21 protein-coding genes and 3 pseudogenes are annotated in these 24,228 nt (G+C 68.5%); 17 read left to right on the top strand and 7 right to left on the bottom strand.

Going from position 1 to position 24,228, the window contains the following annotated elements; translation table 11 throughout:
• Nucleotides 1-200: hypothetical protein (locus ACWDA7_RS35285; protein WP_450609788.1), on the bottom strand; the 200-nt coding region annotated here is incomplete at its 3' end.
• A gap of 168 nt (nt 201-368) precedes the next feature.
• Here ACWDA7_RS35285 and ACWDA7_RS35280 point away from each other — a divergent pair.
• Both ACWDA7_RS35280 and ACWDA7_RS35275 read left to right on the top strand, forming a co-directional pair.
• Nucleotides 369-1,067 (top strand): glycosyltransferase family 2 protein, encoded by a 699-nt coding sequence (locus ACWDA7_RS35280; protein ID WP_450609786.1) that lies wholly within the window; start codon nt 369-371, stop codon nt 1,065-1,067.
• Nucleotides 1,064-1,741, top strand: coding sequence for a TIGR04282 family arsenosugar biosynthesis glycosyltransferase (locus tag ACWDA7_RS35275; RefSeq protein WP_450609784.1), 678 nt, complete (start codon nt 1,064-1,066; stop codon nt 1,739-1,741). The genes ACWDA7_RS35280 and ACWDA7_RS35275 overlap by 4 nt, the downstream gene beginning before the upstream one ends.
• Nucleotides 1,742-1,933: 192 nt before the next feature.
• Here ACWDA7_RS35275 and ACWDA7_RS35270 read toward each other — a convergent pair whose 3' ends face one another.
• Entirely contained in the window at nt 1,934-2,173 is a 240-nt protein-coding gene (locus tag ACWDA7_RS35270; protein ID WP_450609782.1) for a ClpX C4-type zinc finger protein, read from the bottom strand.
• Between the two features lie 185 nt (nt 2,174-2,358).
• Between ACWDA7_RS35270 and ACWDA7_RS35265 the strand changes: the two are divergent.
• The 3 genes and pseudogenes from ACWDA7_RS35265 to ACWDA7_RS35255 all read left to right on the top strand — a co-directional run.
• Nucleotides 2,359-2,499: pseudogene (locus tag ACWDA7_RS35265) on the top strand (3-hydroxyacyl-CoA dehydrogenase family protein); the annotation flags it as partial.
• 150 nt (nt 2,500-2,649) lie between these two features.
• The gene (locus tag ACWDA7_RS35260) at nt 2,650-4,269 is read left to right on the top strand and encodes a phosphodiester glycosidase family protein (RefSeq protein ID WP_450609780.1); all 1,620 of its coding nucleotides are present in this window, start codon (nt 2,650-2,652) and stop codon (nt 4,267-4,269) included.
• A 369-nt stretch (nt 4,270-4,638) separates the two neighbouring features.
• On the top strand, nt 4,639-5,733 hold the full coding sequence (locus ACWDA7_RS35255; RefSeq protein WP_450609778.1) for a phosphatidylinositol-specific phospholipase C domain-containing protein: 1,095 nt from the start codon (nt 4,639-4,641) through the stop codon (nt 5,731-5,733).
• A 218-nt stretch (nt 5,734-5,951) separates the two neighbouring features.
• Here ACWDA7_RS35255 and ACWDA7_RS35250 read toward each other — a convergent pair.
• Nucleotides 5,952-6,308 (bottom strand): annotated as a pseudogene (locus ACWDA7_RS35250) (TetR/AcrR family transcriptional regulator); the annotation flags it as partial.
• 17 nt (nt 6,309-6,325) lie between these two features.
• Between ACWDA7_RS35250 and ACWDA7_RS35245 the strand changes: the two are divergent.
• Genes ACWDA7_RS35245 through ACWDA7_RS35235 form a run of 3 tightly spaced genes read left to right on the top strand, consistent with a single transcriptional unit; the run spans nt 6,326 to nt 7,321 of the window.
• On the top strand, nt 6,326-6,520 hold the full coding sequence (locus ACWDA7_RS35245; RefSeq protein WP_450609776.1) for a hypothetical protein: 195 nt from the start codon (nt 6,326-6,328) through the stop codon (nt 6,518-6,520).
• Nucleotides 6,521-6,578: 58 nt separating this feature from the next.
• Nucleotides 6,579-6,809: a hypothetical protein gene (locus ACWDA7_RS35240; RefSeq protein ID WP_450609774.1), complete on the top strand. Its 231-nt coding sequence runs from the start codon at nt 6,579-6,581 to the stop codon at nt 6,807-6,809.
• A gap of 5 nt (nt 6,810-6,814) precedes the next feature.
• Nucleotides 6,815-7,321 (top strand): integrase core domain-containing protein, encoded by a 507-nt coding sequence (locus tag ACWDA7_RS35235; protein WP_450609773.1) that lies wholly within the window; start codon nt 6,815-6,817, stop codon nt 7,319-7,321.
• Between the two features lie 166 nt (nt 7,322-7,487).
• Here ACWDA7_RS35235 and ACWDA7_RS35230 read toward each other — a convergent pair whose 3' ends face one another.
• On the bottom strand, nt 7,488-10,730 hold the full coding sequence (locus ACWDA7_RS35230) for a discoidin domain-containing protein (protein WP_450609771.1): 3,243 nt from the start codon (nt 10,728-10,730) through the stop codon (nt 7,488-7,490).
• 449 nt (nt 10,731-11,179) lie between these two features.
• Here ACWDA7_RS35230 and ACWDA7_RS35225 point away from each other — a divergent pair, with 449 nt between their 5' ends.
• The 8 genes from ACWDA7_RS35225 to ACWDA7_RS35190 all read left to right on the top strand — a co-directional run bounded on the left by ACWDA7_RS35225 (nt 11,180) and on the right by ACWDA7_RS35190 (nt 20,843).
• Nucleotides 11,180-12,199, top strand: coding sequence for a LacI family DNA-binding transcriptional regulator (locus ACWDA7_RS35225; protein WP_450609769.1), 1,020 nt, complete (start codon nt 11,180-11,182; stop codon nt 12,197-12,199).
• Nucleotides 12,200-12,398: 199 nt separating this feature from the next.
• Complete coding sequence (locus ACWDA7_RS35220; RefSeq protein WP_450609767.1) at nt 12,399-13,757, top strand: extracellular solute-binding protein; 1,359 nt, start codon at nt 12,399-12,401, stop codon at nt 13,755-13,757.
• 51 nt (nt 13,758-13,808) lie between these two features.
• Entirely contained in the window at nt 13,809-14,750 is a 942-nt protein-coding gene (locus ACWDA7_RS35215; RefSeq protein ID WP_450609765.1) for a carbohydrate ABC transporter permease, read from the top strand.
• Nucleotides 14,747-15,613: a carbohydrate ABC transporter permease gene (locus ACWDA7_RS35210; protein ID WP_450609763.1), complete on the top strand. Its 867-nt coding sequence runs from the start codon at nt 14,747-14,749 to the stop codon at nt 15,611-15,613. The genes ACWDA7_RS35215 and ACWDA7_RS35210 overlap by 4 nt, the downstream gene beginning before the upstream one ends.
• Before the next feature lie 26 nt (nt 15,614-15,639).
• A complete protein-coding gene (locus ACWDA7_RS35205; protein WP_450609761.1) occupies nt 15,640-17,241 on the top strand; it encodes a glycoside hydrolase family 13 protein in 1,602 nt (533 codons plus the stop codon).
• A 179-nt stretch (nt 17,242-17,420) separates the two neighbouring features.
• The gene (locus ACWDA7_RS35200; protein WP_450609759.1) at nt 17,421-19,394 is read left to right on the top strand and encodes a glycosyl hydrolase family 28-related protein; all 1,974 of its coding nucleotides are present in this window, start codon (nt 17,421-17,423) and stop codon (nt 19,392-19,394) included.
• Between the two features lie 186 nt (nt 19,395-19,580).
• The gene (locus ACWDA7_RS35195; RefSeq protein ID WP_450609792.1) at nt 19,581-19,790 is read left to right on the top strand and encodes a transposase domain-containing protein; all 210 of its coding nucleotides are present in this window, start codon (nt 19,581-19,583) and stop codon (nt 19,788-19,790) included.
• A 549-nt stretch (nt 19,791-20,339) separates the two neighbouring features.
• Nucleotides 20,340-20,843 (top strand): cation:proton antiporter domain-containing protein, encoded by a 504-nt coding sequence (locus tag ACWDA7_RS35190; RefSeq protein ID WP_450609757.1) that lies wholly within the window; start codon nt 20,340-20,342, stop codon nt 20,841-20,843.
• A gap of 308 nt (nt 20,844-21,151) precedes the next feature.
• On the opposite strand, the gene ACWDA7_RS35185 is transcribed toward ACWDA7_RS35190, so the two are convergent.
• From ACWDA7_RS35185 to ACWDA7_RS35175, 3 genes are all read right to left on the bottom strand, one after another.
• Entirely contained in the window at nt 21,152-21,832 is a 681-nt protein-coding gene (locus tag ACWDA7_RS35185) for a hypothetical protein (protein WP_450609755.1), read from the bottom strand.
• Nucleotides 21,833-22,032: 200 nt separating this feature from the next.
• Entirely contained in the window at nt 22,033-22,707 is a 675-nt protein-coding gene (locus ACWDA7_RS35180) for a hypothetical protein (RefSeq protein WP_450609754.1), read from the bottom strand.
• A gap of 194 nt (nt 22,708-22,901) precedes the next feature.
• Entirely contained in the window at nt 22,902-23,501 is a 600-nt protein-coding gene (locus ACWDA7_RS35175) for a hypothetical protein (protein WP_450609790.1), read from the bottom strand.
• A 149-nt stretch (nt 23,502-23,650) separates the two neighbouring features.
• Here ACWDA7_RS35175 and ACWDA7_RS35170 point away from each other — a divergent pair.
• Nucleotides 23,651-23,959 (top strand): annotated as a pseudogene (locus ACWDA7_RS35170) (transposase); the annotation flags it as partial.
• Between the last annotated feature and the right edge of the window lie 269 nt (nt 23,960-24,228).

Here is a 24,228-nt window from a genome sequence, read left to right as displayed (position 1 = left end):
GTGAGGGCCTTGAGGCGGGTGCGGATCGCCACGCCGGACGGGCCGACGGCCACGAAGGGGGCAGCGATCGTGCGCAGCGACTCACCACGCATCGACGTGCCCCCTCCCCAACACGTGATCAGCAACAGGAAGAACGCTACCGGCCGGAACTCAGTGCCCGCAATGCGCCGTGCGCGCTGCACCACCACGAACAGGTACATGCTCGTGCACACGCACGCACACTCCTGCACATCCGAAAACGAACAGATCCCAACCCCGCCAGCCGGCGTCGAAGACTGCGCTGCCACCTGCCTGCGCGGCACGGCAACGGCAGCGCGTATCAGGTGATCCGGACGCGTGATCCCACTGTTCTCCGTACGCTGGAAGACGTGACCGAGAGGCATCGGCCCCTTGTGGAAGTTTTGCTGCCATGCCTCAACGAGGTAGCGGCCCTTCCCTGGGTGCTGGAGCGGATACCGCCCGGCTGGCGCGCCGTGGTCGTCGACAACAACTCGACCGACGGCTCCGCCGAGCTCGCCGCGTCGCTGGGCGCGCACGTTGTGGGCGAACCGGTACGCGGCTTCGGCGCCGCCTGCGCGGCCGGGCTGCGCGCCGCCACCGCGCCCGTGGTCTGCTTCTGCGACTGCGACGCCTCCCTCGACCCGGGGTTGCTGCCGTCCCTCGCCCAGCCCATCCTGGACGGCGAGGCGGACCTGGTACTCGGGCGGCGCAGGCCGACGACCCGCGGCGCCTGGCCGATGCACGCCCAACTCGCCAACCGCGAGCTGGCGCGGCTGATCCGCCGCCGCACCGGCCTGCGCCTGCACGACCTCGGCCCGATGCGGGTGGCCCGCCGGGAGGCCCTGCTCGACCTGGACCTTACCGACCGCAGGTCGGGCTACCCATTGCAGATGGTGATCCGCGCCGCCGACGCCGGATGGCGGGTGCGCGAGGTGGACGTGCCGTACTACCCGCGCTCCGGCCGTTCCAAGGTCACGGGCACCTGGCGTGGCACCTGGTACGCGGTACGCGACATGCGCGCGGTGCTCAGCGAGCCGCCGCGGATTGCGGCGGGAGCACTTCGGTGAGCGGTCCGGCCGGGCCGAGGCCCGAGAGCGAGGTCGGGCCGACCGCGCTGTTGGTGATCGCCAAGGAGCCACGGCCTGGGTGCGTCAAGACTCGGCTCACCCCGCCGTTCACCCCTGCTCAGGCGGCTGCGCTGACGGAGGCAGCGCTCGCCGACACCCTGGAAACCGTGCTGCGCTGCCCGGCCCGCCGCCGGGTGCTCTTCCTGGACGGCGCGCCCGGACGCTGGCTGCCGCCCGGCATCGAGGTGATCCCGCAGGCGTCCGGTGGCCTGGACGAGCGGCTGGCCGCGGCCTTCGCCGCCGTGGCGGACGGCCCCGCCCTACTGGTCGGCATGGACACCCCGCAGCTCACCCCGGAGCTCCTCGCCCCCGCACTGGAGCCCGCCGCGTGGCGGGAGTGCGACGCGTGGTTCGGTCCAGCGGAGGACGGCGGGTTCTGGGCGCTCGGCCTGGCCAAGCCCGATCCTGCGCTGCTGCGCGGCATGCCGATGTCCACCGCGTACACCGGCGTCGCCCAGCGCCACCGCCTCACCCGGGCGGGCCTTCGGGTGCGCGACCTGCCGCTCCTGCGCGACGTGGACACAGCGCCCGACGCGGTCGAGGTGGCGGCCGCGGCGCCGGGATCGAGATTCGCCACCCGTTTGAAGCGCTACTCATGCGACCTGGACTTCTGAGCCAGCTGATGTCTGTCGCTACGCAACGCAGTACTTCGACTTCCATCGGGCCCAGCCCACCTCGGCCCACCCAGCTGGGCAGGGACGTCGGCCGGTGTTGGTGCATTGCTCTCCCCGCGGATGCCAACCGCCTGGGTCGGCCCGCTTCTTGCCCGTGAAGCCCTGTCAGAGGCTGGCGGGGGCTCTCGCGATCTATTGAGCGGGGCGGGCGTTGGTGGGGCTGGCGAGGATTTCACCGCTCGGGGCGAAGCAGTCGACGCAGATCCACACGTCGAGGCCGGCCACCGGGCGGCGGGTCTCGCTCCGGGGGTGCCCGCAGAAGGAGCAGCGGTCGGGTCGCCTCTTACCGGGGCGTCCCCGGCGGGAGCGGCATCCGAGAGCGGTGCGCGGGACGTTGATGTAACAGTGCAGCAGGCGCTTGATGTCCGCCATGTCGATCCCGAGGTTGTTCAGGACGCGGCGGCCACGTGAGCCCGGATTGGTGGCGATAACGGCGCAATAGCCAGGGCGTGGTGGTGACCACCTGGGCACAGGTCGGGGTGCGTTCGGCGGCCAGCTGTTCCGCGGCGGCCAAGGCGGCCTGGGCCTCAGCGGAAAACACGACGTGTGCTGCTCTGGCCGTTGCCCAGTCTCTCTTCAGCGAGTGCAAAGAACGGCTGTACGCACCGCCGCCGCTGCTGTCCCGCACGGTCGAGGCAGGGCATCTCGGGCGTAAGGCCGGGCGGGGCTTCTCCTCCTATCGACGCGCGACTCAATGACCGGAGTGCGGCGGGGCTGTTTTCCGACTGTTCCCCGTACCGTCACCGCCGTGCACCGATGCCGCTTCACCTGCCCGTTGTGATCAGCCCGAAGAGGTGGCTCCGGGAGCTCGACTCGTTGGGCCACTCGCCGTGGAACGAGAGGAAGCCATGGGCCACAACGACACTAGGTCGCCCGCACGACCACGCCTGCTGGTGAGCGCCGCCGCAGTCTTGGCTGTCGTCGCCTCGGGCGGAGTCTGGGGGACGGCACAGGCCGCGGCTCCCGGCCCCGCTGCCCCGGCCCGGGACGCCATCAAGTGGACGACCCAGACCATCGCTCCGGGCGTACAGGTGCGCAGCGCCACCATCGACCGTGCTGATGCCAAACCGGCGTGGACGGTCACCGTGCAGGCCGCGACCATCGGTCGCCTCAGCGGTGCCGCGACCTGGGCGGCGGTGGGGCCGCAGTCCTGGGCCGATGCCACCGCCCGGCAGTTGAGCGCCGACGGTTTCGCACCGCGGGTGGAGACGGTGCGCTGGCCCGACTACGCCGACACCCCGCACGGCGTCATGGGCCAACGGGTGAGGATCGGCTCGTACGCCTCTCAGACGGACGCTCAAAGCGCCGCCCAGGCGGTCATCGCTGCCGGCTTCCACGCCGCGGTGGACTGGACGGGCTACGACGCCGACCAGCCTGCCGACCGGGAGAACGTGCACGTGGCGGTCATCGATCCGCACGCGTTCACCGGAACCGTCGAGGGTACTCACAACGGCAACGTCGCGCAGCGTGTGACCACTTCGACCATCGCCGCGAAGCTGGGCTCACTGGTGGGCGTCAACGCAGGCTTCTTCGTCACTGCCGACGCCGACGGCATCCAGGGCACGCAGTCCGGCCTGAGCGCGGATCATGGCGAGTTGGAGTCGATGGCTGCCGGTTCGCGGGCGGCGCTCATCATCAACGACGGCGGCCGGCGCGCGCGCGTGGCGAACCTGACGACGACCGTCACGGCGCACGCGGGCCCCGACAGCTACCGTGCCCAGGGGATCAACCGGGTGCCCGGACTCGTCCGGGACTGCGGTCGTCCGGGAGTGACTCCGAGCGAGCTGCCCTGGCAGGACGTCACCTGCCACACGGCCGATGATCTGGTGCTGTTCACGGGCGAGTTCGGCGCGCCGCTGCCCACGGGCCCCGGCAGGCAGGTTGTGTTGGACGCCGCCGGCCGCGTGGTGTCGGCGGGCAACCGAGGCGGCTTTGTTGCCGCGAACTGCACGGTGCTCCAGGGCATCGGCTCGGCCGCCGACTGGTTGGCCGCTCACGCTCGTACCGGGCAGCGGATCGACGTTCAGGAGGTCATCCGCGACACTGCGGGCAAGCGCGTGAAGCTCGATGGCGACGACAGCATCGTCAGCGCCGCCCCCACCCTGGTCAGGCACGGCCGTGCCAGCATCGACGCGGCGACCGAGGGCGTCGTCGACCCGAAGGACCTGTCCTTCGGTTACGCCTGGGCGAATGTCCGCCAGCCGCGCACCATGGCCGGGGTCGACGCCAAGGGCCGCCTCATCCTGGCCACGGTGGACGGCCGCCGTACCGGCGGCAGCGAAGGCTTCACCCTTCAGGAGGCCGCCGCCTTCATGCGCTCGCTGGGCACCGTGGACGCCCTGAACCTCGACGGCGGCGGCTCAACCGCCATGGCCGTCAACGGTGTCCTTGTGAACAACCCCTCGGACGCGACAGGCGAGCGGCCGGTCGGTGGCACCATCCAGGTTCTGCCCCGCCAGGCCCACTGATACAACGCGGCGGTGGTTCCCCTCAACCGCTCTCTGGTCGGGGGGAACCACCGCGCCGGCCACCGCATCAACAATCTGCCCTGCTCCTTGTGGCTGACGTGGTCCGTGCCGTCCTGACGAGCCGCCAAGTATCCTTCGTGCGCCGCCATCGCGACCGTAGCGCCAGGCGGCGCTGCAACTGACCTCGCTCACTGCCCACTTGCCCTGTCACGCACGGGACGAGTGGCGTTTGGCCCGCTGATCGAATTTGGATGCCGCTGAAGCGGGGGAGCTGACAGTAGGAATCCGGATCGAGTTACGTGTCATGTCTCCGCCGATTCATGCGTGGGGGGGCAAAGTCCTGCCGGGAAGCCACCCACAGGAGGACACGTGATCGGTCAGTTGAACCGCCGGGTTTCCGTTGGACTGCGAACGACGTTGATGGGGGCGCTCACCGCGTGCCTGGCATTCACCGTCGCCGGCGCCGGAGGCGGCACGGCAGCCGCCGACACCACCGGACCGGAATCGCTTCCGTTCTCGGGCGCCACTACGTCCGGCCTGCACAATACCTACGACCCTGCCGCGTTCACCTATCTGGCGCAGGCGTTGGACACGGGCACATCAATGATCGAGCTGGACGTCTGGGACGACTTCTTCACCCGGGAGTGGAAGGTCAGCCACGACAGCCTGACGAGCAACGGCAACAACTGCGTTAACGCGTCCACCGCCGTCGATCTTTACACCGGCGGTGCCAACAAGGACCTGGAGAGCTGCCTGGACGACGTACGGGTCTGGCTCGGGGCGCACCCGGGACATGCCCCGCTGATCATCAAGCTGGAGATGAAGGCAGGCTTCCAGGCCAGCCTCGGGATGAGCCCTGCCAAGCTCGACCAGTCGATCAGCGCTCACCTCGGCAACCTGGTCTTCAAGCCGAATGACCTGCTCAACAAGTCCGGTGGCGGCCAGTACGCCACCCTGGACGACGCGGCCAACGCCAACAACTGGCCGACCCGGCAGGCGCTAGCCGGCAAGGTGATCTTCGAGATCATCCCGGGCACCGTTGAGGAGAACAACCCGACCGACACCCTGTGGACGGACCAGGAGTACGCAGGCTACCTGCGTGACCTGCACACTCAGGGCAAGACCGCGCAAGCGAACATCTTCCCGTCGGTCCACAACGCTCAGGCCGGCGACCCGCGCGCTCGCTACTCCGACACCTCGCTGCGCCCCTGGTTTGTGGCGTTCGACGGCGACGCGTCCGCGTACCTCAACGGGTCGATTGACACGAGCTGGTACGACACTCACCACTACCTGCTGATCATGACAGACGCGCAGAACGTGCCGCCCGCACTGGACGACACCAACCCCTCGGACGCGGACGCCCAGGCCCGCATCAACAAACTGGCCAAGGGGCACGCCACGGTCGCGTCCAACGACTGGCGCGACCTGTCCGACGTCCAGGCGATGGTCGTACCCCGCGGCTGACCTGATAGGCGGTCACGCGACTCGACCCGGCGCCCCCACCGTTTCGCAGACCGTGGGGGCGCCGCCGTCCTCAGTAGGCGTTCTTCTTCCGCTCGCCGGCCGCCTGGTCCAGCAGTGCTCCGCCCTGGAACGCTGCTGCGAGCAGGTGGGCTAGGCGCGGCTGGGTCGGCCTCCGGCCGAAGTTTGCCGCGTTTGCGCATCTTGCTCAGGCCGTGCTTGAACAGCTCCTGCCAACGCTCGAAGCCGTCGGCTACCGCGTCCCGGTGGGAGGGCTCGGTCTTGACGATCTCGGCGGCCAGGGAGCCGAACGTGCAACCGCCGTGCAGCATGTCCTGCGAGGCGATGTAGGAGTCGGCCCACCGGCGCAGGGCGGCGAAGCTGTCCAGCTCTCCCAGCTCCGGTCTCTGGTGGCGGGCGACGATGCTGTCGGCCTGCCAGGCGAGCACCGCGTGCACCAGGGACTCCTTGGTGGGGAAGTGACGCGTCAGCTGTGAGCCGCTCACGCCGGCGGCCGTGCGGATCTGCTCGTTGTTGGTGTTCTGCGCGCCGTGTTCGTAGATCAGCTCGGCAGCCACCCTGACGATGCGTTCGCGTGTGGCCCGGCGCTTCGGGCCCACCCGTCGGCGGGCTGCTCGTCACCCTCGACTGGCGGTGGATCTTCCTCATCAACGTTCCCGTCGGCATCGCCCCCCTCGTCGCTGGGACGCTTCTGCTGCTCGAGGTGCGCCAATCCAAGGGTGCCGCCGTGCCGGACGCGGCTTCCGCCTCGCACTGCTGCTGGTTGTGAGCCTGCTGGTGTTCGCCACCGTCCAGGGGCCAGGGGGGGCTGGACCGACATCCGCAGCGTGGCCCTGTTCGCCGCGGCTGCCCTGGCCGCTGCCGCGATAGATGGGGGTATCGCCGCATTCCACGGCGAACTGCTCAGCCTGGGCTGGAAGGTCGCCGCCTCCACGGTCTGGGAGATCGTGAAGCGGGCAGGCATCGATTCCGCGTCCCAGCGGGCCAGCCGCTCCTGGGCGAAGTTTCCACGGGGATCTTCGCCGTCGATGTCTTCCACGTGGACACGGTTTTCCTGAGGCGCTTGTTCGTCCTGATCTTCATCGAGTACGGCTCCCGGCGGGTGCACATCGTCGGCGTCACCCGGCACGTTGCGGCCGCGTGGGCCATGCAGTGCGCCAGAAACCTCCTTATGAGCTGGGACGACACACGCACCGCCGGCATCCGGTACCTGATCCGGGACAACGCCGGATACTTCACCGAGGGCTTCGAGGCGGTCTTCACCGCCGTCGGTGCCCGCGTGGTGCCCATCCTGCCGGGCGTGCCCCGGATGGACGCGATCGCTGGGCGCTGGGTCGGCTCGTGCCGCCGTGAGGCCACTGATCGGGTCCTGATCACCGGAGAGCGGCATCTGCGGCTCGTCGAGGAGTACGCCGGCCGCCACATCGAACATCGGCCTCATCGATCCGTCGGACAGCGATGCCCCGACGGTGTCGGCGCGCCCGAACCGCCCTTGATCGACGGCCCGTCGCGCATCCTCCGGCGTGACCGCCTCGGCGGCCTCATCCACGAGTATGTGCAGGTCGCATAGTGTGACGGAGGTTGTCGGTACGCGCGGTTCGGTCAGCCATGATGGCAGCGTGGGCACACGCCCTTTTGGCGATCACAGAGCCGCGGTCCGGCCGACGGGCGAGTGATGGCATGACGGTGCCGCCGAGCTCACGGGGGGCTCGGCGGCACTGCGGGTTCGAGTCAGATCAGGTGTTCCAGACCTGCAGCTCCGAGACCTGTCCCGCCGGCCAACCGGTGTTCGCCGTGATGTTCACCCGGAAGTACCGCTGGGTGGTCGCGGGGAAAGTGATGGTGACCGTGTTGCTGGTGGCGGGGTCGAAGGTGTAGGTGGCCGAGGACCGGACGGTGGAGAAGGTGGTGCCGTCGGTGCTGCCCTGCAGCGACAGCGTCTGGTCGCGGGAGCCCCAGCCGGCGGGCAACTGGAGGTCCACCCGGCTGGCGCTCTGCTGGGAGCCGAGGTCCACCTGCACCCACTGCGGCAGGGCGTTGTTGGCGCTCTCCCAGTAAGTGTTCTGGTTGCCGTCGGTCACGTTCGACGACGCGTAGGTTTGGGTGTGGCTGGACTCGCTGGTGGCCTTGCCGACCGCGAGGTTGGTGCTGACGGTGCCGGAGCCGCTGCCGCTGGGGAACACCTCGAAGTCTGACAACTGGGCTGCGTTCCACCCGGTGTTCGCGGTGATGTTCGCCCGCACATAGCGCGCCGTGGTGGCGTCGAAGGTGATGGTCACCGAGTTGTTGTTGGTGTTGGGATCGAAGGTGTATCCGGCCGCCCCCACAATGGTCGAGAACGTGGCGCCGTCCGTGGATCCCAGGAGTGACAGGGTCTGCGTGCGTGTCCCCCACGCCGTCGACGGTGGCAGCTTGAGGACGACCTTGCCGATGCTTTGGCTCTGGCCGAGGTCGACTTGGGCCCACTGCGGGAACGAGCCGTTGGTGCCCTCCCAGTAGCTGGACGGGTCGGAGTCGGTGAGGTTCGAGGCGACGTACGGGCTGTTGCTCGAACTCGCCGACGCCGGCTGGCCGGCCGCCACATTGGTGCTGTTGTCGATGCCGCTGCCGGCGAGGGCCACTGTGAGCGGGTTGTTGTTCGCGTTGCTGGACACGGTGAGGGTGCCCGTGCGGGATCCGGGGGCGGTGGGCTTGAAGGTGACGCTCACCGTGCAGGACGCACCGACGGCGATGGTGGAGCAGTTGTTGGTCTGGCTGAAGTCGCCCGTCGCCGCGACGCTGGATACGGTCGCGGTGGTGGTGCCGGTGTTGGTCACCGTCGCGGTCTTCGTGGTGGCGGAGGAGCCGACCACCGTGCCGGGGAAGGACAGCTCAGCCGGGCTGGCGCTCAGCACAGGACCGGCGGCGGTGCCGGTGCCGGAGAGGCTGACGGTGTTCGTGGTGCCGCCCGCGTTGACGGTCAGTGTTCCGGTGCGGGTGCCGGTCGTCGTCGGCGTGAAGGTGACGCTTACGGTGCACGAGCCGTTCGCAGCGATCGAGCTGCCGCAGTTGTTGGTCTGGGCGAAGTCGCCGCCGGTGGAGATGGAGGAGACGGAGGCGGACGAACCGGTCGGGTTGGAGACCGTCACGGTCTGCGCCGCGCTGGTCGTACCGGCGGCCTGCGAGCCGAAGCTCAGCGCGCTCGGGGAGGCGGTGACCGCGCTGGCAGGGTAGGGCGGGTAGACCGGGGTGGGCCACCCGCTGCAGTACGCGGTGCCGCTGATGCCCGAGTTGCCGCCGCCGTCGGTCACCGTGAAGTTGCCGCCCTCGCAGCTGTAGACGGGTGCGGGCCCGTTGACGCCGGTCGCGGTGACGTTGGTGAAGCTCGCCGAGCCGCCAGTCTGTTCCTGAAGGGCGAAGGTGCCGGTCCCGGCAATGGTCACGTTGTTCAGGTTGACACCGCTGACGGTGCCCTCGACCCATTGGATCGCCTCATAGGGGCTCTGCTGGATCAGCGCGTTGGTCACGTTGATCGGGCCGTTGATGGTCCCCTGGCTGCCGTCGAACCACAGAGAGCCGACCCCGAACTGCCAGTTGGGGTCGAGGCTTCCGTTGCGGATCAGCGTGTTGTTGGAGATGGTCGTGGTGCCGACCGGGGTGGAGCTGAAGCGCTGTCCGACGTGGATGCCGCCACCCTGGGTGATGCCGGTGTCCTGCACCAGGTTGCCGCTCACGGTGTTGTCGTGCCCGCCGTAGATCGCGATGCCGTTGGCGAGCATCTGCAGCTGCACCGTGTTGTTGGAGATGGTGTCGTTGGCGTCCGCGCCGATGCCGGCGTCCGCCCAGGTCGCGATGCCGTCGTCGCCCGTGTTGCGGATGTCGCTGCCCGTGACCTTGGAGTTGGTCACACCGCCGTGGAAGTTGATGCCGTCGGCGGTGGTGTCGCGGATCCGCATGCCGCTGAAGGTCAGGCCGTCCATCGGCCCGTCCATCCAGGCACCGACCTTCTCGTGCTCGATCCACACGTTGGACACGGTGGAGTTGCTCATCGCGCCGCCGATGCCGTTCACCTGCGCGCCGTCGTTGCGGTCCTGGACGTCACCGGAGATCGCGAAGTTCGCCAGGTGCACGCCGGTGCTCGGCGACGGCGCGGAGTTGCCGTAGAAACCCGGCGCCGACCCGGTGACCGTCGAGTACCACATGCCGGCGCCGGCGATCGTCACGTTGTTCACCGCGATGTGGCCCGGGATCTTGTACGTGCCCGGCGGGATCCACACGGTGCCACCGGCGCCTGCGGCGCTGATCGCCGAGTTGAAGGCGCTGGTCGAGTCGTTGACCCCGGTCGCGTCCGCGCCCTTGCTGACCACCGACACCGACCCGGCCGGCTGCGTCAGCGGGGCACCGACCTGCTCGAAGTCGGCGAAGTCGATGGTGTAGGACGACGCGGTGTCCTCGGGGTCCACCTGCAGCGTGAAGGTGGTCCCGGCCGGATAGGTCTGCGTGAAGAGGCGGTGGGCCTCGTCGAAGAAGTGGTGCGGGTTGCTGCCCGGGCTGTTCGTGAAGGGGTAGCTGCCGTAGAACCAGCTGTATGCGTTGGTCAGGGTGAAGTTGCTCTGCTTGGTGCCGTTGATGTACAGGGACAGCGGCGCGTTGTAGACCGACCCGTTCGAGCTGTCCGGGATGCTGTACCGGAAGTTGATCGAGTTCGTGGCCACCGGGGTGGTGAAGGTGACGTGCTTGCCCGCCCCCTGCAGCGTCACGGCCTTGCGGTAGGAGGATTCGCCGGCCAGCTGGCCCTGGGTGTAGCTGGGGCCGATGGCGCTGCCGTTGGTGGCGGCGTTCTCCGCCTGGACCTCGACATAGGGCAGGGCGGCACCGCTGCCACCGGTGGCGGCGGCCCATGCCGAGGGCGCCGTGAGGAGGACGCCCGTGGCGACCAGCAGTGCGCCACTGCCGGCCAGGGCGACCGCGCGTCTGAGTGTGCGCAGGGACTGTAACAAGGGTTGCTCCTTGGGACCGAAGTCGTCGTGAGGCGTGCCGCCGTCGGGTGGGGTGCCCGAGGTCAGGTGCCCTTGGGCACGACGCAGCGCTTCGCCGGCCCTTCGTGGCCGAGCAAGGTGGAGCAGGTGGGAACGGGTGGAGAGGGACGATCCGATCACAGACGGCGGCGCGTGCAGCACCGTATTGCCCCGGACAGAGGCGAGCAATATTCCGACCAGGGTTTGTTTCAAACTTACTTTTTCTTGTAAATTCACGAACTCGAGCATCGTGGTCGCGTCGGTGTACAGGTAAGGCCTGTGTCCCTGGGCGGGCACGACTGCCCCCGGTGTCGGGTCGTCCACGGGTCGAACCTTCTTGCTGTGGCTGTCCCGACGTTCTTGCTGCAAAGAATGGCGAATTTTTGCGCCATACCGAAAGTGGATTGCGGATCATGCCCTAGGGTTGAGCCATGACACGACGACTTGCCGAGGTGGCCAGGAAAGTCGGGGTCAGCGAGGCGACGGTCAGCCGGGTGCTCAACGGCAAGCCCGGTGTCTCCGAGCAGACCCGCGAGTCCGTGCTGACCGCCCTGGACGTGCTCGGCTACGAGCGCCCGACCCAGCTGCGGGGCGAGCGCTCAAGGCTGGTCGGGCTGGTCCTGCCGGAGCTGCAGAACCCCATCTTCCCCGCCTTCGCCGAGGTGGTCAGCGGTGCACTGGCGCAGCAGGGCTTCACGCCGGTGCTGTGCACGCAGACGGCGGGCGGTGTCTCCGAAGCCGACTATGTGGAACTGCTGCTCCAGCAGCAGGTCTCGGGCGTGATCTTCTTCGGTGGCCTGTACGCCCAGGCCGAGTCCCCGCACGAGCACTACGAGCGGCTGTCCCGCCGCGGTCTGCCGACGGTGCTGATGAACGCCGCCATATCCGACCTGGACTTCCCGCAGGTCAGTTGCGACGACGCGGTCGCGGTGGAACAGGGCGTCGGGCACTTGCTGTCGCTGGGTCACCGGCGGGTCGGCCTGGTGCTCGGCCCGCCCGATCACATGCCGTCGCGGCGCAAGCTGGCGGCGGCTCGCACGGTACTGGGGAGGGCTGGGCTGGAGCTCGAGGAGGCGGACGTCGCACACGCGCTGTTCTCCCTGGAGGGTGGCCAGGCCGCGGCTGCGCGCCTGCTGCAGCGCGGTGTCACCGGCATCATCTGCGCCTCGGACCCGCTGGCCCTGGGGGCGGTGCGCGCTGCTCGCCGGCGCCAGCTTGATGTGCCCCGGGATGTGTCGATCATCGGCTACGACGATTCGTCCTTCATGACCTGCACCGATCCGCCACTGACCACCATCCGCCAGCCCATCGAGGCGATGGGCCGCGCCGCCGTGGAGCTGCTCGTGGGAGAGCTGGCCGGCGCCAAGGTGACCCACGACGAACTGCTCTTCGAGCCGGAGCTCGTGGTGCGCGGATCGACCGGTCTGGCACGGATGGAGCCCAGTCGCTGACGGAGCGCCAACTCGCAGCGCCGGCAAGGGCCGTACCCCCTGTGGGGTGCGGCCCTTGCGTTGTTCGTGGCTCGCCACATCACGGTTCTACGTTGATTTCTTGCAAAGTACCGTCGAGATATTGCGGTACAGACGGGTCGATGCTTAAGTGAGGCGCGTCACATCCCGTGCACTCCGCCCATGAAGGGGTCTTCTACCCATGCGCAGATCCGCAGCGCTGCTGATCGCCGGCGCTCTCACCCTGTCCGCTGCCGCCTGTTCCAGCTCCTCCACGGGCGGTGACAAGCCGGCCAACGGCAAGGTCACGATCTCCATCGACTGCGCCCCGCCGAAAAGCCGCCAGGCGCAGCGCAAGCAGTGGGCCGACGACATCGCGGCCTTCGAGAAGCTGCACCCGAACATCACGGTGAAGAGCATCGACACGTTCCCGTGCGAGACCCCTGAACTGTTCACTGCCGCGCTCAAGGGCGGCACCCAGCCCAACGTCTTCTACACCTACTTCACAGACAAGCAGCAGGTCCTGGACGCTGGCCAGGCGGCCGACATCACGAAGTACGTCACCTCCGAGAACCTGCCGGTCAAGGACGACATCATGTCCTCGGTGTGGGACACGCAGAAGGCCGACGGGAGGATCTACGGAATTCCGCGCACCAACTACACCATGGGCGTGATCATCAACCGGAAGCTCTTCCAGCAGGCCGGACTCAACCCCGACCAACCGCCGCAGACCTGGGCCGAGGTCGCGGCCGACGCCAAGAAGATCGCCGCCCTGGGCAAGGGCATCGCGGGCTACGGCGACTACAGCGCGGGAAACAACGGCGGCTGGCACTTCACCGCCGAGATCTACGCCCAGGGCGGCCGGATGGTGAGCGACGACGGCACCAAGGCGGCCTTCAACAACCCCCAGGGACTGGCCGTACTGCAGAACCTGCACAAGCTCCGCTTCGACGACAACGTCATGGGCAGCACCCAGCTCTACAAGTGGGGCGACCTCCAGAAGCAGATGGCCGCGGGCAAGTTGGGGATGTACATCGCCGCCCCTGACGACATCACCTACATGGTGCAGAGCCTTGGCGCCCACTACGAGGACTTCGGCATGGGCCCGATCCCCGGCCAGAGCGGACCCGGCGCCGGCACCCTCACCGGCGGCGACGACTACATGTTCAACGTCAAGGACACCCCCGAGCAGATCAAGGCCGGGATCCAGCTGCTCAGCTACCTGTGGCTGACGGAGGGTCAGGGCCAGCAGTACAACTACCCCCGCGCCAAGTCCTCCGGCCAGGCGGTCGGACTGCCCCAGCCGCAGCTGTTCCAGGGCACCACCGCCGCCAAGGACACCCAGCTCAAGGCCGCCAACGCCACCATGTCGGTGAAGGCCTTCGAGCCCTTCGTGAAGGCCAACGTGCCCGGCGTCACCGAGCCCGGCAACGCCCAGGCCATCTACAAGATCCTCGACACCACGATGGCGTCCACGCTGACGAACCCCAACGCCGACCTGCAGAAGCTGCTGAACACCGCTGAGCAGCAGGTCAACCAGGTCCTCGCCAACGCCCAGTAATCGCAAGGGCCGCCAGGCCCCGGGACGAGCAGCCTTCCAAGGAGATCGACGATGGCGGTCGCGACCGCATCCTCCGGAACCGACGCGCCGCCCGTCAGGGCGGCCGGCCGGGCCGGGGCACTGCGCAGGTCCGTACAGCGCAACCTCACCGCACACGGCTTCCTGATCGGCGCGGTGCTCTGCTTCGCCTGCTTCCAGTGGTATCCCATGGTCCGCGAAGTGATCATGAGCTTCCAGAAGGCGAAGGCGGGCAGAACCACCTGGGTCGGCCTGCACAACCTCGACCAGATCGTGCACGACCCGAGTTTCTGGCCGGCCTGGCGCAACACAGCCCAGTTCACCGGACTGGCCCTGCTGCTCGGCTTCGCGCTGCCGTTCGTCATGGCCGTGGTGATGAACGAACTGCGGCACGCGCGCGGCTACCTGAGGATCCTGGTGTACCTCCCGGTGATGCTCCCGCCGGTGTCCTCACTGCTGCTGTTCAAGTACCTGTACAACCCCGAGTACGGGCTGATCAACCGGTCACTGCAGCTGCTGCACCTGCCCACCTCCGGTTGGCTGCAGTCCCCGGACATGGCGATGCTCGCCGTCGTCATCGCCTCCACCTGGATGAACATGGGCAGCGCCACGCTGATCTACCTGGCTGCGCTGCAGAACATACCCGGTGAGCTCTACGAGGCCGCAGAACTGGACGGAGCCGGACTGCTAAGGCGCGTCTGGCACGTGACGATCCCGCAGACCCGGCTCATCCTCTCGCTGATGCTGATGCTTCAGATCGTCGCCACCATGCAGGTCTTCGTCGAGCCCTTCATCCTCACCAACGGCGGCCAAGGGGTGGAGGGTTCGACCACCACCGTCGTCTACCTGATCTACCAGTACGCCTTCAACTTCTCCAACTACGGCGCCGCCTGCGCCCTCGGGCTGCTCCTGCTGCTGGTGCTCGCCGGGTTCTCGGTGATCTACGTGCGACTCAACCGGAGGCTCGAGCCATGAGCGACACCCGCACCCTGGTCAATCCGGCCCAACTCAACCGCACGCTCTACCGGGTGACGCTGATCCTGATCGTCGTCGCCTTCACCCTTGTCTTCCTGGGCCCCCTCTACCTGCTGGTGACGGGCGGGCTCAAGGACACCACCGAGTCCATCCAGACCCCGCCCACCTTCTACCCGCACCACATCGAGGCCGCCAACTACAGCGACGCGTGGACTCGCCTCAATATCGCCCACCTGCTGTTCAATACGCTCTGGTACGCCTTCGGGGCGCTCGCCTTCCAGCTCGTCCTGGACGTCGCCGCGGCCTACTCGCTGTCCAAACTACGGCCGGCCCTGGGCAACGCGATCCTCGGCCTGATGCTGGCCACCCTGATGATCCCGGCCATGGTGCTGGTCGTCCCGCAGTACCTGACCGTGCTGGACCTGCCGCTGATCCACCAGAATCTGCTCAACTCCCCCTGGGCGATCTGGCTCCCGTCGGTGGCCAACGCCTTCAACATCTACCTGCTGAAGCGCTTCTTCGACTCGGTGCCCCAGGAACTGCTCGATTCCGCCGCCATCGACGGCGCCGGACCGCTGCGCACACTGCTCTCCATCGTGTTGCCCATGTCCCGGCCGATCATCGGCGTGGTGTCCATCTTCGCCCTGGTCAACGTGTGGAAGGACTTCCTCTGGCCGCTGCTGGCCGAGCCCGACCCGGCCAGGCAGACGCTCAACGCCGGCATCTACTCGCTCTCCCTGGGCGTGCCGGAGAACGTCCTGATCGCCGCCTCGGCCATCTCCGCCGTGCCGACGGTGATCTTCTTCCTGATCTTCCAACGCAACATCATGTCCGGGCTCACCGCCGGCAGCCTCAAGGGCTGACACCATCTCCCGAGGAGACTTCTACCGTGCACCAACCCCACGAGTGGTGGCGTGGCGCCGCGATCTACCAGATCTACGTGCGAAGCTTCGCCGACGCGGACGGCGACGGGGTGGGCGACCTGGCGGGCGTCCGGTCCCGGTTGCCGTACCTCGCCGAACTCGGTGTCGACGCGCTGTGGTTCACCCCCTGGTACCCCTCACCGATGGCCGACGGCGGCTACGACGTGGCCGACTACCGGGCCATCCACCCGGCCTTCGGCACCCTGGGGGAGGCCGAGAAGCTGATCGCCGAGGCGCTGGCGTCGGGTATCCGCACCATCGTCGACATCGTCCCCAACCACGTCTCCGACCTGCACCGCTGGTTCCAGGACGCGCTCGCCGCAGGCCCCGGCTCACCGGAGCGCGCCCGGTTCTGGTTCCGTGAGGGCCAAGGCGAGCGGGGCGAACTTCCTCCCAACAACTGGATGTCGCAGTTCGGTGGCAGCGCCTGGACCCGCGTCCCGGACGGCCAGTGGTACCTGCACCGATTCGCCTCCGCCCAGCCCGACCTGAACTGGCAGCACCCTGAGGTACGCCGGGAGCACGAGGAGGTGCTGCGTTTCTGGTTCGACCGCGGCGCGGCCGGAGTCCGTATCGACTCCGCAGCCGAGGTCATCAAGGACCCGGCGCTTCCCGACCTGGTGGACGGCGCGGATCCGCACCCCTACCTGGACCGCGACGAGATCCACGACGTGTACCGGGACTGGCGCAAGGTCGCCGAGTCCTACACCCCGCCACGCGCCCTCATCGGCGAGGTCTGGCTGCCCGACCCCGAGCGCTTCGCCCGCTACCTGCGCCCCGACGAACTCCACACAGCCTTCAACTTCGGCTTCCTCACTTGCCCTTGGGACGCCGCGCGGCTGCGCGAGGCGATCACGACCACGCTGGCCGTGCACTCGCCCGTCGGCGCACCCGCCACCTGGGTGCTGGCCAACCACGACGTGACCCGGACCGTCACCCGCTACGGCCGTGCCGACACCGGCTTCGACTTCGCGGCCAAGGCCCACGGCACCCCCACCGACCTCGCACTGGGCACCCGACGCGCCCGGGCGGCAGCGCTGCTGAGCCTGGCCCTGCCCGGCTCCGTCTACCTCTACCAGGGCGAGGAGCTCGGCCTGCCTGAGGTCGAGGACCTGCCGCACTCGGTCATCGAAGACCCGATGTTCCACCGCACCGGAGGAGCCGACCCCGGCCGGGACGGCTGCCGGGTGCCGCTGCCGTGGAGCGGCGACGCCCCGCCGTTCGGCTTCGGCCCTGAGGGCACTCGGCCCTGGCTGCCCCAGCCTCGCCAGTGGTCGGCGGTGACGGCGGAGCGGCAGGCGGCGGACCGGGACAGCATGCTGAGCCTGTACCGCACGGCGCTGCGCCTGCGCCGCAGCGAGACCGCACTCGGCGACGGGCAGATGACCTGGCATCCCAGCGGCCCCCAGGTTCTCTCCTTCACCCGCGACGCCGGCTTCGGCTGCGTCGTCAACCTGGGCCCGGAGCCGGCACCGCTGCCACCGCACCGGCAGGTCCTGCTGAGCAGCGCACCGCTGACGGACGGGCAGCTGCCCACCGATACCGCCGTCTGGCTGCGCCTGCCCTGACCCGGACGCGGCACCGACCGCACTCGGGCCGCGCCGCTCATGAAGGTGAGCGGCGCGGCCCGCCCCTTCCCACAGCTCCCGCGAGGATCCATCGCCTTCCACCACAGAATCGAGGCGCAGTGAACCGCACAAGCAGACCTGCCGCCGCGCGGCGAAGAGCCGCCGCAGCCCTGGCGGCCGTGACAGCGACGGTCAGCCTCACCGCCGTGCCGGCCGGCGATGCCGCGGCGGCCGGTGCCGCCCACGAGACCCAGGCCGCGCCGGTGACCCGTGCCGGGCTCGCCCCCGCCCTGCTCGCCGGTCGGGGAGCCGACCTCGGCTTCCTGGAACAGGAGGCGGAGCACGCCCCGACCGACGGCACCATCATCGGGCCGGGTCGCACCGCGTACACGCTCGCCGCCGAGGCTTCAGGCCGCAGTGCGATCAGTCTCGCGCCCGGCCAGTACGTCGAGTTCACGCTGCCGCGTGCCGCCAACGCCATCACCGTGCGCTACAGCATCCCGGACGCCCCGACCGGCGGCGGGATCACCGCCCCGCTCGACGTCAGCGTGAACGGGCGCCACCGCAGCACCATGACGCTGACCTCGCAGTACGCCTGGCTGTACAACCTGTATCCCTTCACCAACGACCCCACCGCCGACGTGCTGCACTCCGACTGGTGGATCACCGAGTGCGGCTGCGTCCCCAACGCCACCACCCCGGCCCCGGTAATTCCCAAGCCGTTCCGGCCGAACCACTTCTACGACGAGCAGCGACTGCTCCTTGGCCGTACCTATCCGGCAGGTGCACACATCCGGCTGCGCGTGCCGCAGCGCAGCGAGGCCGCGACCACCGTGATCGACCTGATGGACTCCAAACTCGTCGCTCCGCCGAAGGCGGACCCGTCCGCGGCCAACGTGCTGGCCTTCGGGGCGGACCCCAGCGGACGGCGCGACTCCGCCGACGCTGTCGACAAGGCCATCGCCTTCGCCAGACGAGCACACCGGAAGGTCTACATCCCTCCGGGGACGTACCAGGTCAGCCGACACATCATCGTCGACGACATCACGATCGAGGGCGCCGGCAGCTGGTACACGATCATCAAGGGCCACCAGGTCACCCTCGCGGCACCGGCCCCGGACGGCTCGGTCCACACCGGCGTCGGCTTCTACGGCAAGGACGCTTCGGCGGGCGGTAGCCACCGCGTGCACCTGTCGGGCTTCGCCATCGAGGGCGACGTGCGCGACCGGATCGACACCGATCAGGTGAACGGTATCGGCGGGGCGCTGAGCGACTCGACCATCGAGGGGCTGTACATCCACCACACCAAGGTGGGCATGTGGTTCGACGGGCCCATGAGCAACCTGCGGATCACCGGCAACCAGATCGCTGACCAGATCGCCGACGGCATCAACTTCCACTCCGGAGTGACCGACTCCCTCGTCTCCAACAACTTCATCCGGAACACCGGCGACGACGGGCTGGCCATGTGGTCGGAGAAGACGGAGGACGCGGGCGACGTCTTCGACCACAACACTGTGCAGACCCCGGTGCTGGCCAACGGCATCGCGCTGTACGGAGGAACGGACAACACCGTCTCCGGCAACCTCGTCGCGGACCCCATCCGGGAGGGCAGCGGTATCCAGATCGGCTCCCGTTTCGGCGCCGAAGCCTTCACCGGCCACCTATGGATCACCGACAACACCACGGTGCGCGCCGGTACCTACGAGCTCAACTGGAACATCGGGCTCGGGGCGATCTGGTTCTACGCGCTGGAGAAGGACATCGGCGCGGACATCGAGGTGGTGGGCGACTCCTTCCTCGACAACACCTACAACGCGGTGATGTTCGTCGCCGACTGGCCGGTCAAGGACAAGTACTCGATCACCAACGTGCACTTCAAGGACATCAAAGTCGACGGTACGGGCACGTCCGTGGTCAGCGCCCGCGCCTCGGGGTCGGCGAGTTACGAGGACGTGCAGGCCCGCAACGTCGGCGCGGTCAGCGTCAACAACTGCGGGTCCTTCCACTTCACCCCCGCCGGTTCGGAGTTCTCCGTCTCCGACCGCGGCGGCAACGGGTCCTGGCTCGCGCCGTGGGAACTGCCCAACACCATCACCTGCGACGACCGACCTGCGGTGGTGCCCCCACCCGCACCCAGCCCCTGGCCGTAGGAGTCCAGAAGATCCCATGTGACGGGTCACTCGCCCGGGTCTTTATGTCAAGCCCGGGAAGTTAGGCCGGTGAGCGTGGTGTGAAGCGGTTCGGCGAAGTCGGGGTAGGCGAACGGGGCTCCGCGTAGGACGGAAGTCGACCAAGACACCGTTCCTGTAGGAGCCCCGTTGCGTGTTCAGTCCGGCATGCCCGCCATCGGCCGAAGTGCCTTTGCTGCCGGGCACCTTGGAGAGTTGACGCAGATCATCACGCCGCAGTTGGTGGATGAGGTCCTCGTGGCGACGCGGCGGGTTCAACGGCGGGTGCGGAAGCTGCCCTCGCGGGTGGTGATGTACTTCGTGCTGGCCATGACGATCTTCCCAGGCTGTGGCTATGCCGGGGTATGGGCACGATGACCGCGGGCATGCGCTTTCGGGCCGTTGAACCGTCGGCTGCTGCGTTACGAGCGGCCCGCCGCCGGGTGGGGGTGGAGCCGTTGGCCTCCCTGTTTGCACGGCTGCGCGGCCCAGTGGCCACTGCGGCGACAGCCGGCGCGTTCTGGCAGGGGCCGCGGCTGGTGGCCTGGGATGCCACCACCGTGGAGGCGGCCGACACCGCCGACAACGTGGCCGTCTCCACACGGCCTCGCTCCGGACACGGCCCCGCCGGCTATCCCCAAGGGCACCTGTCGGCGCTCGTGGAATGCGGCACCCGGGCCTTGATCGATGCGGTCTTCGGCCACCGCACCGGCGACGAGGCCGGACGGGCGCGGCATCTGCAGGACCGCCCCTGTCCCCGGAACATGGTGAGGGCCTGCACCATGGGCAGGTACGCCGCCGCAACAACTGCCGCACCCTGGACGGTCGCGGCTTCATGTCGGCTGCATCATTGCCCGAGGTCGGTTACGTTGATAAAGCACCTGGTCAGAGGGTGGGTAACAAACTGTAGCGCACCGGGGACGCTCCATGACCGGCCTGACCGTCATCCTGCTGCTCGTGGTCTTGGCCACAGCCGTGGCGACCGGTGCCCGGCGCTGGAGCTTGCCCGCCCCGTCGCTCCTCGTGATTGCCGGTCTGGTCGTCGGGCTGATGCCCTGGGTTCCCCAGGTTCGCCTGCCGCCTCACGTGATCAACGTGCTGGTGCTGCCGCCACTGCTCTTCGCCGCGGCCGAGGACATCTCTGTCCGTGATCTGCGCACCGTGTGGCGGCCTGTGACCGGCCTGGTCTTCGGCCTAGTCATCGCCTCGGCCATCGCCGTCGGGTACGTCGCCCGAGCGATCACCCCGCTCACCGCCGCGACCGCGTTCATCCTCGGCTCTGTCCTGGCCAGCACCGACCCCGTGGCCGTTACCGCGCCCGGATACGCCTGGGCGGCTTCCGTCAGGCTGCCGCCGCTCGTGACGGCGGTAATGGCGAGCGCGCCGAATGCGGCGGCTCCGCCCTTGAGCATGGAACGACGCTCCATGTGACTCCTCGATTCATGTGATCTGTCTGTTTTGGCCCCGGTGTCCTGGCTGAGACACCAGAGAACAGGTAACCGGCTGGTGGCTTCATGACTTCGCTACGGCAGCCTTCTTCGGCTGGCGGGGGACAGTCTTGGTCTTGTCGAGGTGCCCGTACCCCGTGGACCGGGGCACGCCGAACAGGCGGGCTCAGCTTGCACTTCGGGCCGGCACCCGGGGTCTCTTCCACACAGCGACGGCCATGCCAGCTATGGCGAGCGCGAGCCCGGCCGGGGTCGCCAGTCCAGCCATACGTCCGAACCGGAACCGAAATCTCAGCGTGTGGGGCCGCTCGTGGTTCCGGCCAGGTGCGCCACGCCGCTCTCGTTGACGATGAAGTGTCCGCGCGCGACGCCGTTGAAGGTCCCGTTCTTGATCCACTCGATCGCTGCTGCCTGGAACGTGGCATATGGGCCGAACCAGGGGCGGCCAGGGCGCCCGCCATAGGGCGTTCCCGCCTCCGGTGTGCACCGCGGGCCGGAGCAGCCCTCAAGATGCAGGGGGTGGCTCGCGCACTGAACCTGCACCAGCGCCTTGTTCGCCACCGGAAGATTGCTGTAGATGGCAGTGGAGTTGCTCGGTGGAGCGAGCGTGTCGTCCAGACCGTGGATGATCAGAGCGGGTGTGGTCAGCTGCTGCGCGACGGTGGTGTTCCATCCGTAGCTGGAGAACGTCGGCGAGCGGACGAGGCCGGCCGGGTGGTCGGGGCCGCCCCCTCCCCAGGTGCTCCCCAGGCGGTCCTCCTCCACGTTCTGCGCCCGGAACTGCTCTTGACTGTTCGGGACAATGTGCCAGGTGCAGGCAGCATCACGCCCGGGCGGCATCACCCAGGCCGCGCCGATCTCCGCCAGGGGGTTGAGGGGCAGCGGGAAGGACGTGAAGCCCCCCGGTGGCATTACTTCCTCGGTCGGTGTGCCGAAGAATGAGTCCAGGAACACGGCGCGATCGAGTGGCATGTCGAGCGCTATGCCGTCGTGACGTGAGGCGTGCGGATCCGGGCTCCACACGACCGCGGCTCTCACAAGGTCGGTACCCGCCCTCCGTAACGCGGGCACCAGTTTGCTGAAGGAGCGCGGGCTCAGCCCGGCGAAGGGACACCGCCAGCCGGACCGTCCAACGGCCCGTGACCGGGCTGGCTGGTGGGCTTCCAGCGGTCCTATTCGGCTTGCTCGGACTGCGGCTCGTCCTGGGCGGATGTGGCCGTCTGCTCGGCCGTGTTGGGGGCGGTGTAGTAGACGGAGCTGCCCTGCTTGGTGCGCTGGGCCTGGTTCTTGGCCACGAGTCCTTCGAGAGTGGTGCGCACGACGGTCGTCTTGACGCCGCGCTCGGGGTGGGCCGTGTCGAGGGCGGTGGTGACGTCCGCCGCGGAACGCGGCTCGCTCTGCTTGGTGAGGTGGCGGCGGACGAGTTCGACCAGCGTGGGCCGGTCCGTCTTCGCAACTTCGGCGCTGCCCCGGGGCTTCTTGCCCGCCGCTGGCGTCTTAGAGGCTGACTTCTTGGCCACTGTACGGTCCTGTGCGTCTGCGGCCTTCTTCCCTCGCGTCCGCTTTCCGGCGCCGGGCTCATCAGAGGTCTTCTTGCTGCGGGGGGCGGGCACGGTGGAGCTGTCCGGCGCGGCCGCAGGCTGCACCGGCGTGGGTGAAACGCCGAGTACCTGCTGCACGTTGACCAGCACCGAGTGGTCGTGCCGCAGGCCTGCCAGCTGCTCCTGGAGCGCGGCGATGTCCGAACTGATGCGCTCCTGTTCCTTGGCGTTGAGTTCGAGGTCGCTGGTCACCTGGGCGGCGTACTGCGACGTGAGTCCGGTGGTTGTCGTGGTGCTGTCCGACATGATGTTGACCTTCCTTGTTTCTGGTCGGGTGTGTCAGATCTGTGGCGCAGGCGCCGAGCGCCCTTGCGCGTGTGTTCTGGGGCCGCTGATTGAACAGCGGTGGTCCCTGCAGTCAGTGGCCCAGCATAGAGGTAGTACGGATGAGTGAAGTGTGTTGTTTCTCTTGAAGTGATGTCTTTTGCTCGAGTTGAGCCTCAGGGCCGGTGCCCGTGGGGCTGTCTGGGGTGTACGACAGAGCGGGGTGGAGCGCACTCGCGGGGGAGACACCACAGGACCTCGTCCATGTCCCGGTGGTGGTGCCAGGCGGCCAGGACGCGAGTGGTCGTCAGCCGGTTGATCGGTGCTGCGATCTGGTGAGGGGAGTGCCCGCACAGGCGGGCGAGGACGTCCATGTCGGCGTGGTGGTGGACCTGGGCGGAGGTGTGTGCGGCCAGCACCAGTGCGGTCAGCCGCACCGCGGGTGGTGCGGTGTGTGGCAGGAGCAAGGGCGCCGGCCGCAGAGCCCAGTGGGCTGCACGGCGGCGTTCCCTGCGGCCGGCAGCCTGGTCCAGGACTGCCTCATCCAGCAGGTGCACCTGTACGGGCGCCGACTTGAGGTCGGGTAGCTCAAGCCAGTTGGCGTGAGCCAGTTCCTGCCATAGTTCTGGGCGCCCGTACAGGCGCATGCCCCACAGCGGGCCCGAAGGCAGTCGGACCTGCCCGGGGGTGTTGACGCGCAGGGCGCATTGCAGGGCCAGCAGTCGGGCGGCGGGAGAGGTGAACCGGGGGAGTGCGGTGGCCAGGTAGGTGAGCATCTCCCGCACGCGCGAACGCTCCGCGGATCCCAGTGGGGTCTGCTGGGTGACACAGTCGGTAGGCGGCCGGACCGAGTGGGACTGCCGCAACTGCAAGGACGGCACCTCATGCACCAACGGCTTCACCCGGAGACTGACTCTGCACCCCCCGCGAAGAGCACGAACTGCTCCAACGTCAGCGCGCCGTGCAGAACACCGACGCCTGGAAGCAGCGCTACGCCAGGCGCGCCGGCGTCGAGGGCGCCATCTCTCAGGCCGAACGCGCCACCGGCATCCGAACCAGTCGCTACCGAGGCCAGGCCAAGACCGGCCTCACCCACGTCTTCAGCGCCGCGGCGATCAACCTCCACCGCATCGATGCCCACCTCACCGGCCGCCCCGTCGGCACCACCCGCCACACCCACTTCGCCGACCTCGACCCCAGGCCCCGCGGGAAGACACGCACACGCCATCCCTGAATCGGGCGACAGCGTCCCACAGGGGCCGTCGGAAAAGGGCCTGGTCACAGGCACCTCGCTGGCGGCCTACCCAACGCATGCACGGTTTGAAGCGGCGGGGACTGGAAACGGAGCAACAGCCACCACGCCAGTCCCCGACTCTAATATGTAGAGTTCTTTGTCAAGAGCGCAGGGAGAGTTGGGGCCCGCCGGAGTGGACCAGGGTGGTGTTGTGGGGTCGGCGGGAGGCCGGGGTGCGTGTCGTGCGACGACGCGCGGTCAGCCTAATA

This window comes from Streptomyces sp. NPDC001156, assembly GCF_053598275.1.
The sequence above is the reverse complement of the archived record's forward strand: the minus strand, read 5'-3'. Positions and strand labels throughout refer to the sequence as shown.

Excerpts from the sequence above, each read along its gene's own strand:
- ACWDA7_RS35270 (WP_450609782.1), bottom strand. The coding sequence starts at position 2,173 with ATGGCGGACATCAAGCGCCTGCTGCACTGTTACATCAACGTCCCGCGC.
- ACWDA7_RS35260 (WP_450609780.1), top strand. The coding sequence starts at position 2,650 with ATGGGCCACAACGACACTAGGTCGCCCGCACGACCACGCCTGCTGGTG.
- ACWDA7_RS35225 (WP_450609769.1), top strand. The coding sequence starts at position 11,180 with ATGACACGACGACTTGCCGAGGTGGCCAGGAAAGTCGGGGTCAGCGAG.
- ACWDA7_RS35220 (WP_450609767.1), top strand. The coding sequence starts at position 12,399 with ATGCGCAGATCCGCAGCGCTGCTGATCGCCGGCGCTCTCACCCTGTCC.
- ACWDA7_RS35215 (WP_450609765.1), top strand. The coding sequence starts at position 13,809 with ATGGCGGTCGCGACCGCATCCTCCGGAACCGACGCGCCGCCCGTCAGG.
- ACWDA7_RS35210 (WP_450609763.1), top strand. The coding sequence starts at position 14,747 with ATGAGCGACACCCGCACCCTGGTCAATCCGGCCCAACTCAACCGCACG.
- ACWDA7_RS35195 (WP_450609792.1), top strand. The coding sequence starts at position 19,581 with ATGCCCGCCATCGGCCGAAGTGCCTTTGCTGCCGGGCACCTTGGAGAG.
- ACWDA7_RS35190 (WP_450609757.1), top strand. The coding sequence starts at position 20,340 with ATGACCGGCCTGACCGTCATCCTGCTGCTCGTGGTCTTGGCCACAGCC.
- ACWDA7_RS35185 (WP_450609755.1), bottom strand. The coding sequence starts at position 21,832 with ATGCCACTCGATCGCGCCGTGTTCCTGGACTCATTCTTCGGCACACCG.
- ACWDA7_RS35180 (WP_450609754.1), bottom strand. The coding sequence starts at position 22,707 with ATGTCGGACAGCACCACGACAACCACCGGACTCACGTCGCAGTACGCC.
- ACWDA7_RS35175 (WP_450609790.1), bottom strand. The coding sequence starts at position 23,501 with ATGCTCACCTACCTGGCCACCGCACTCCCCCGGTTCACCTCTCCCGCC.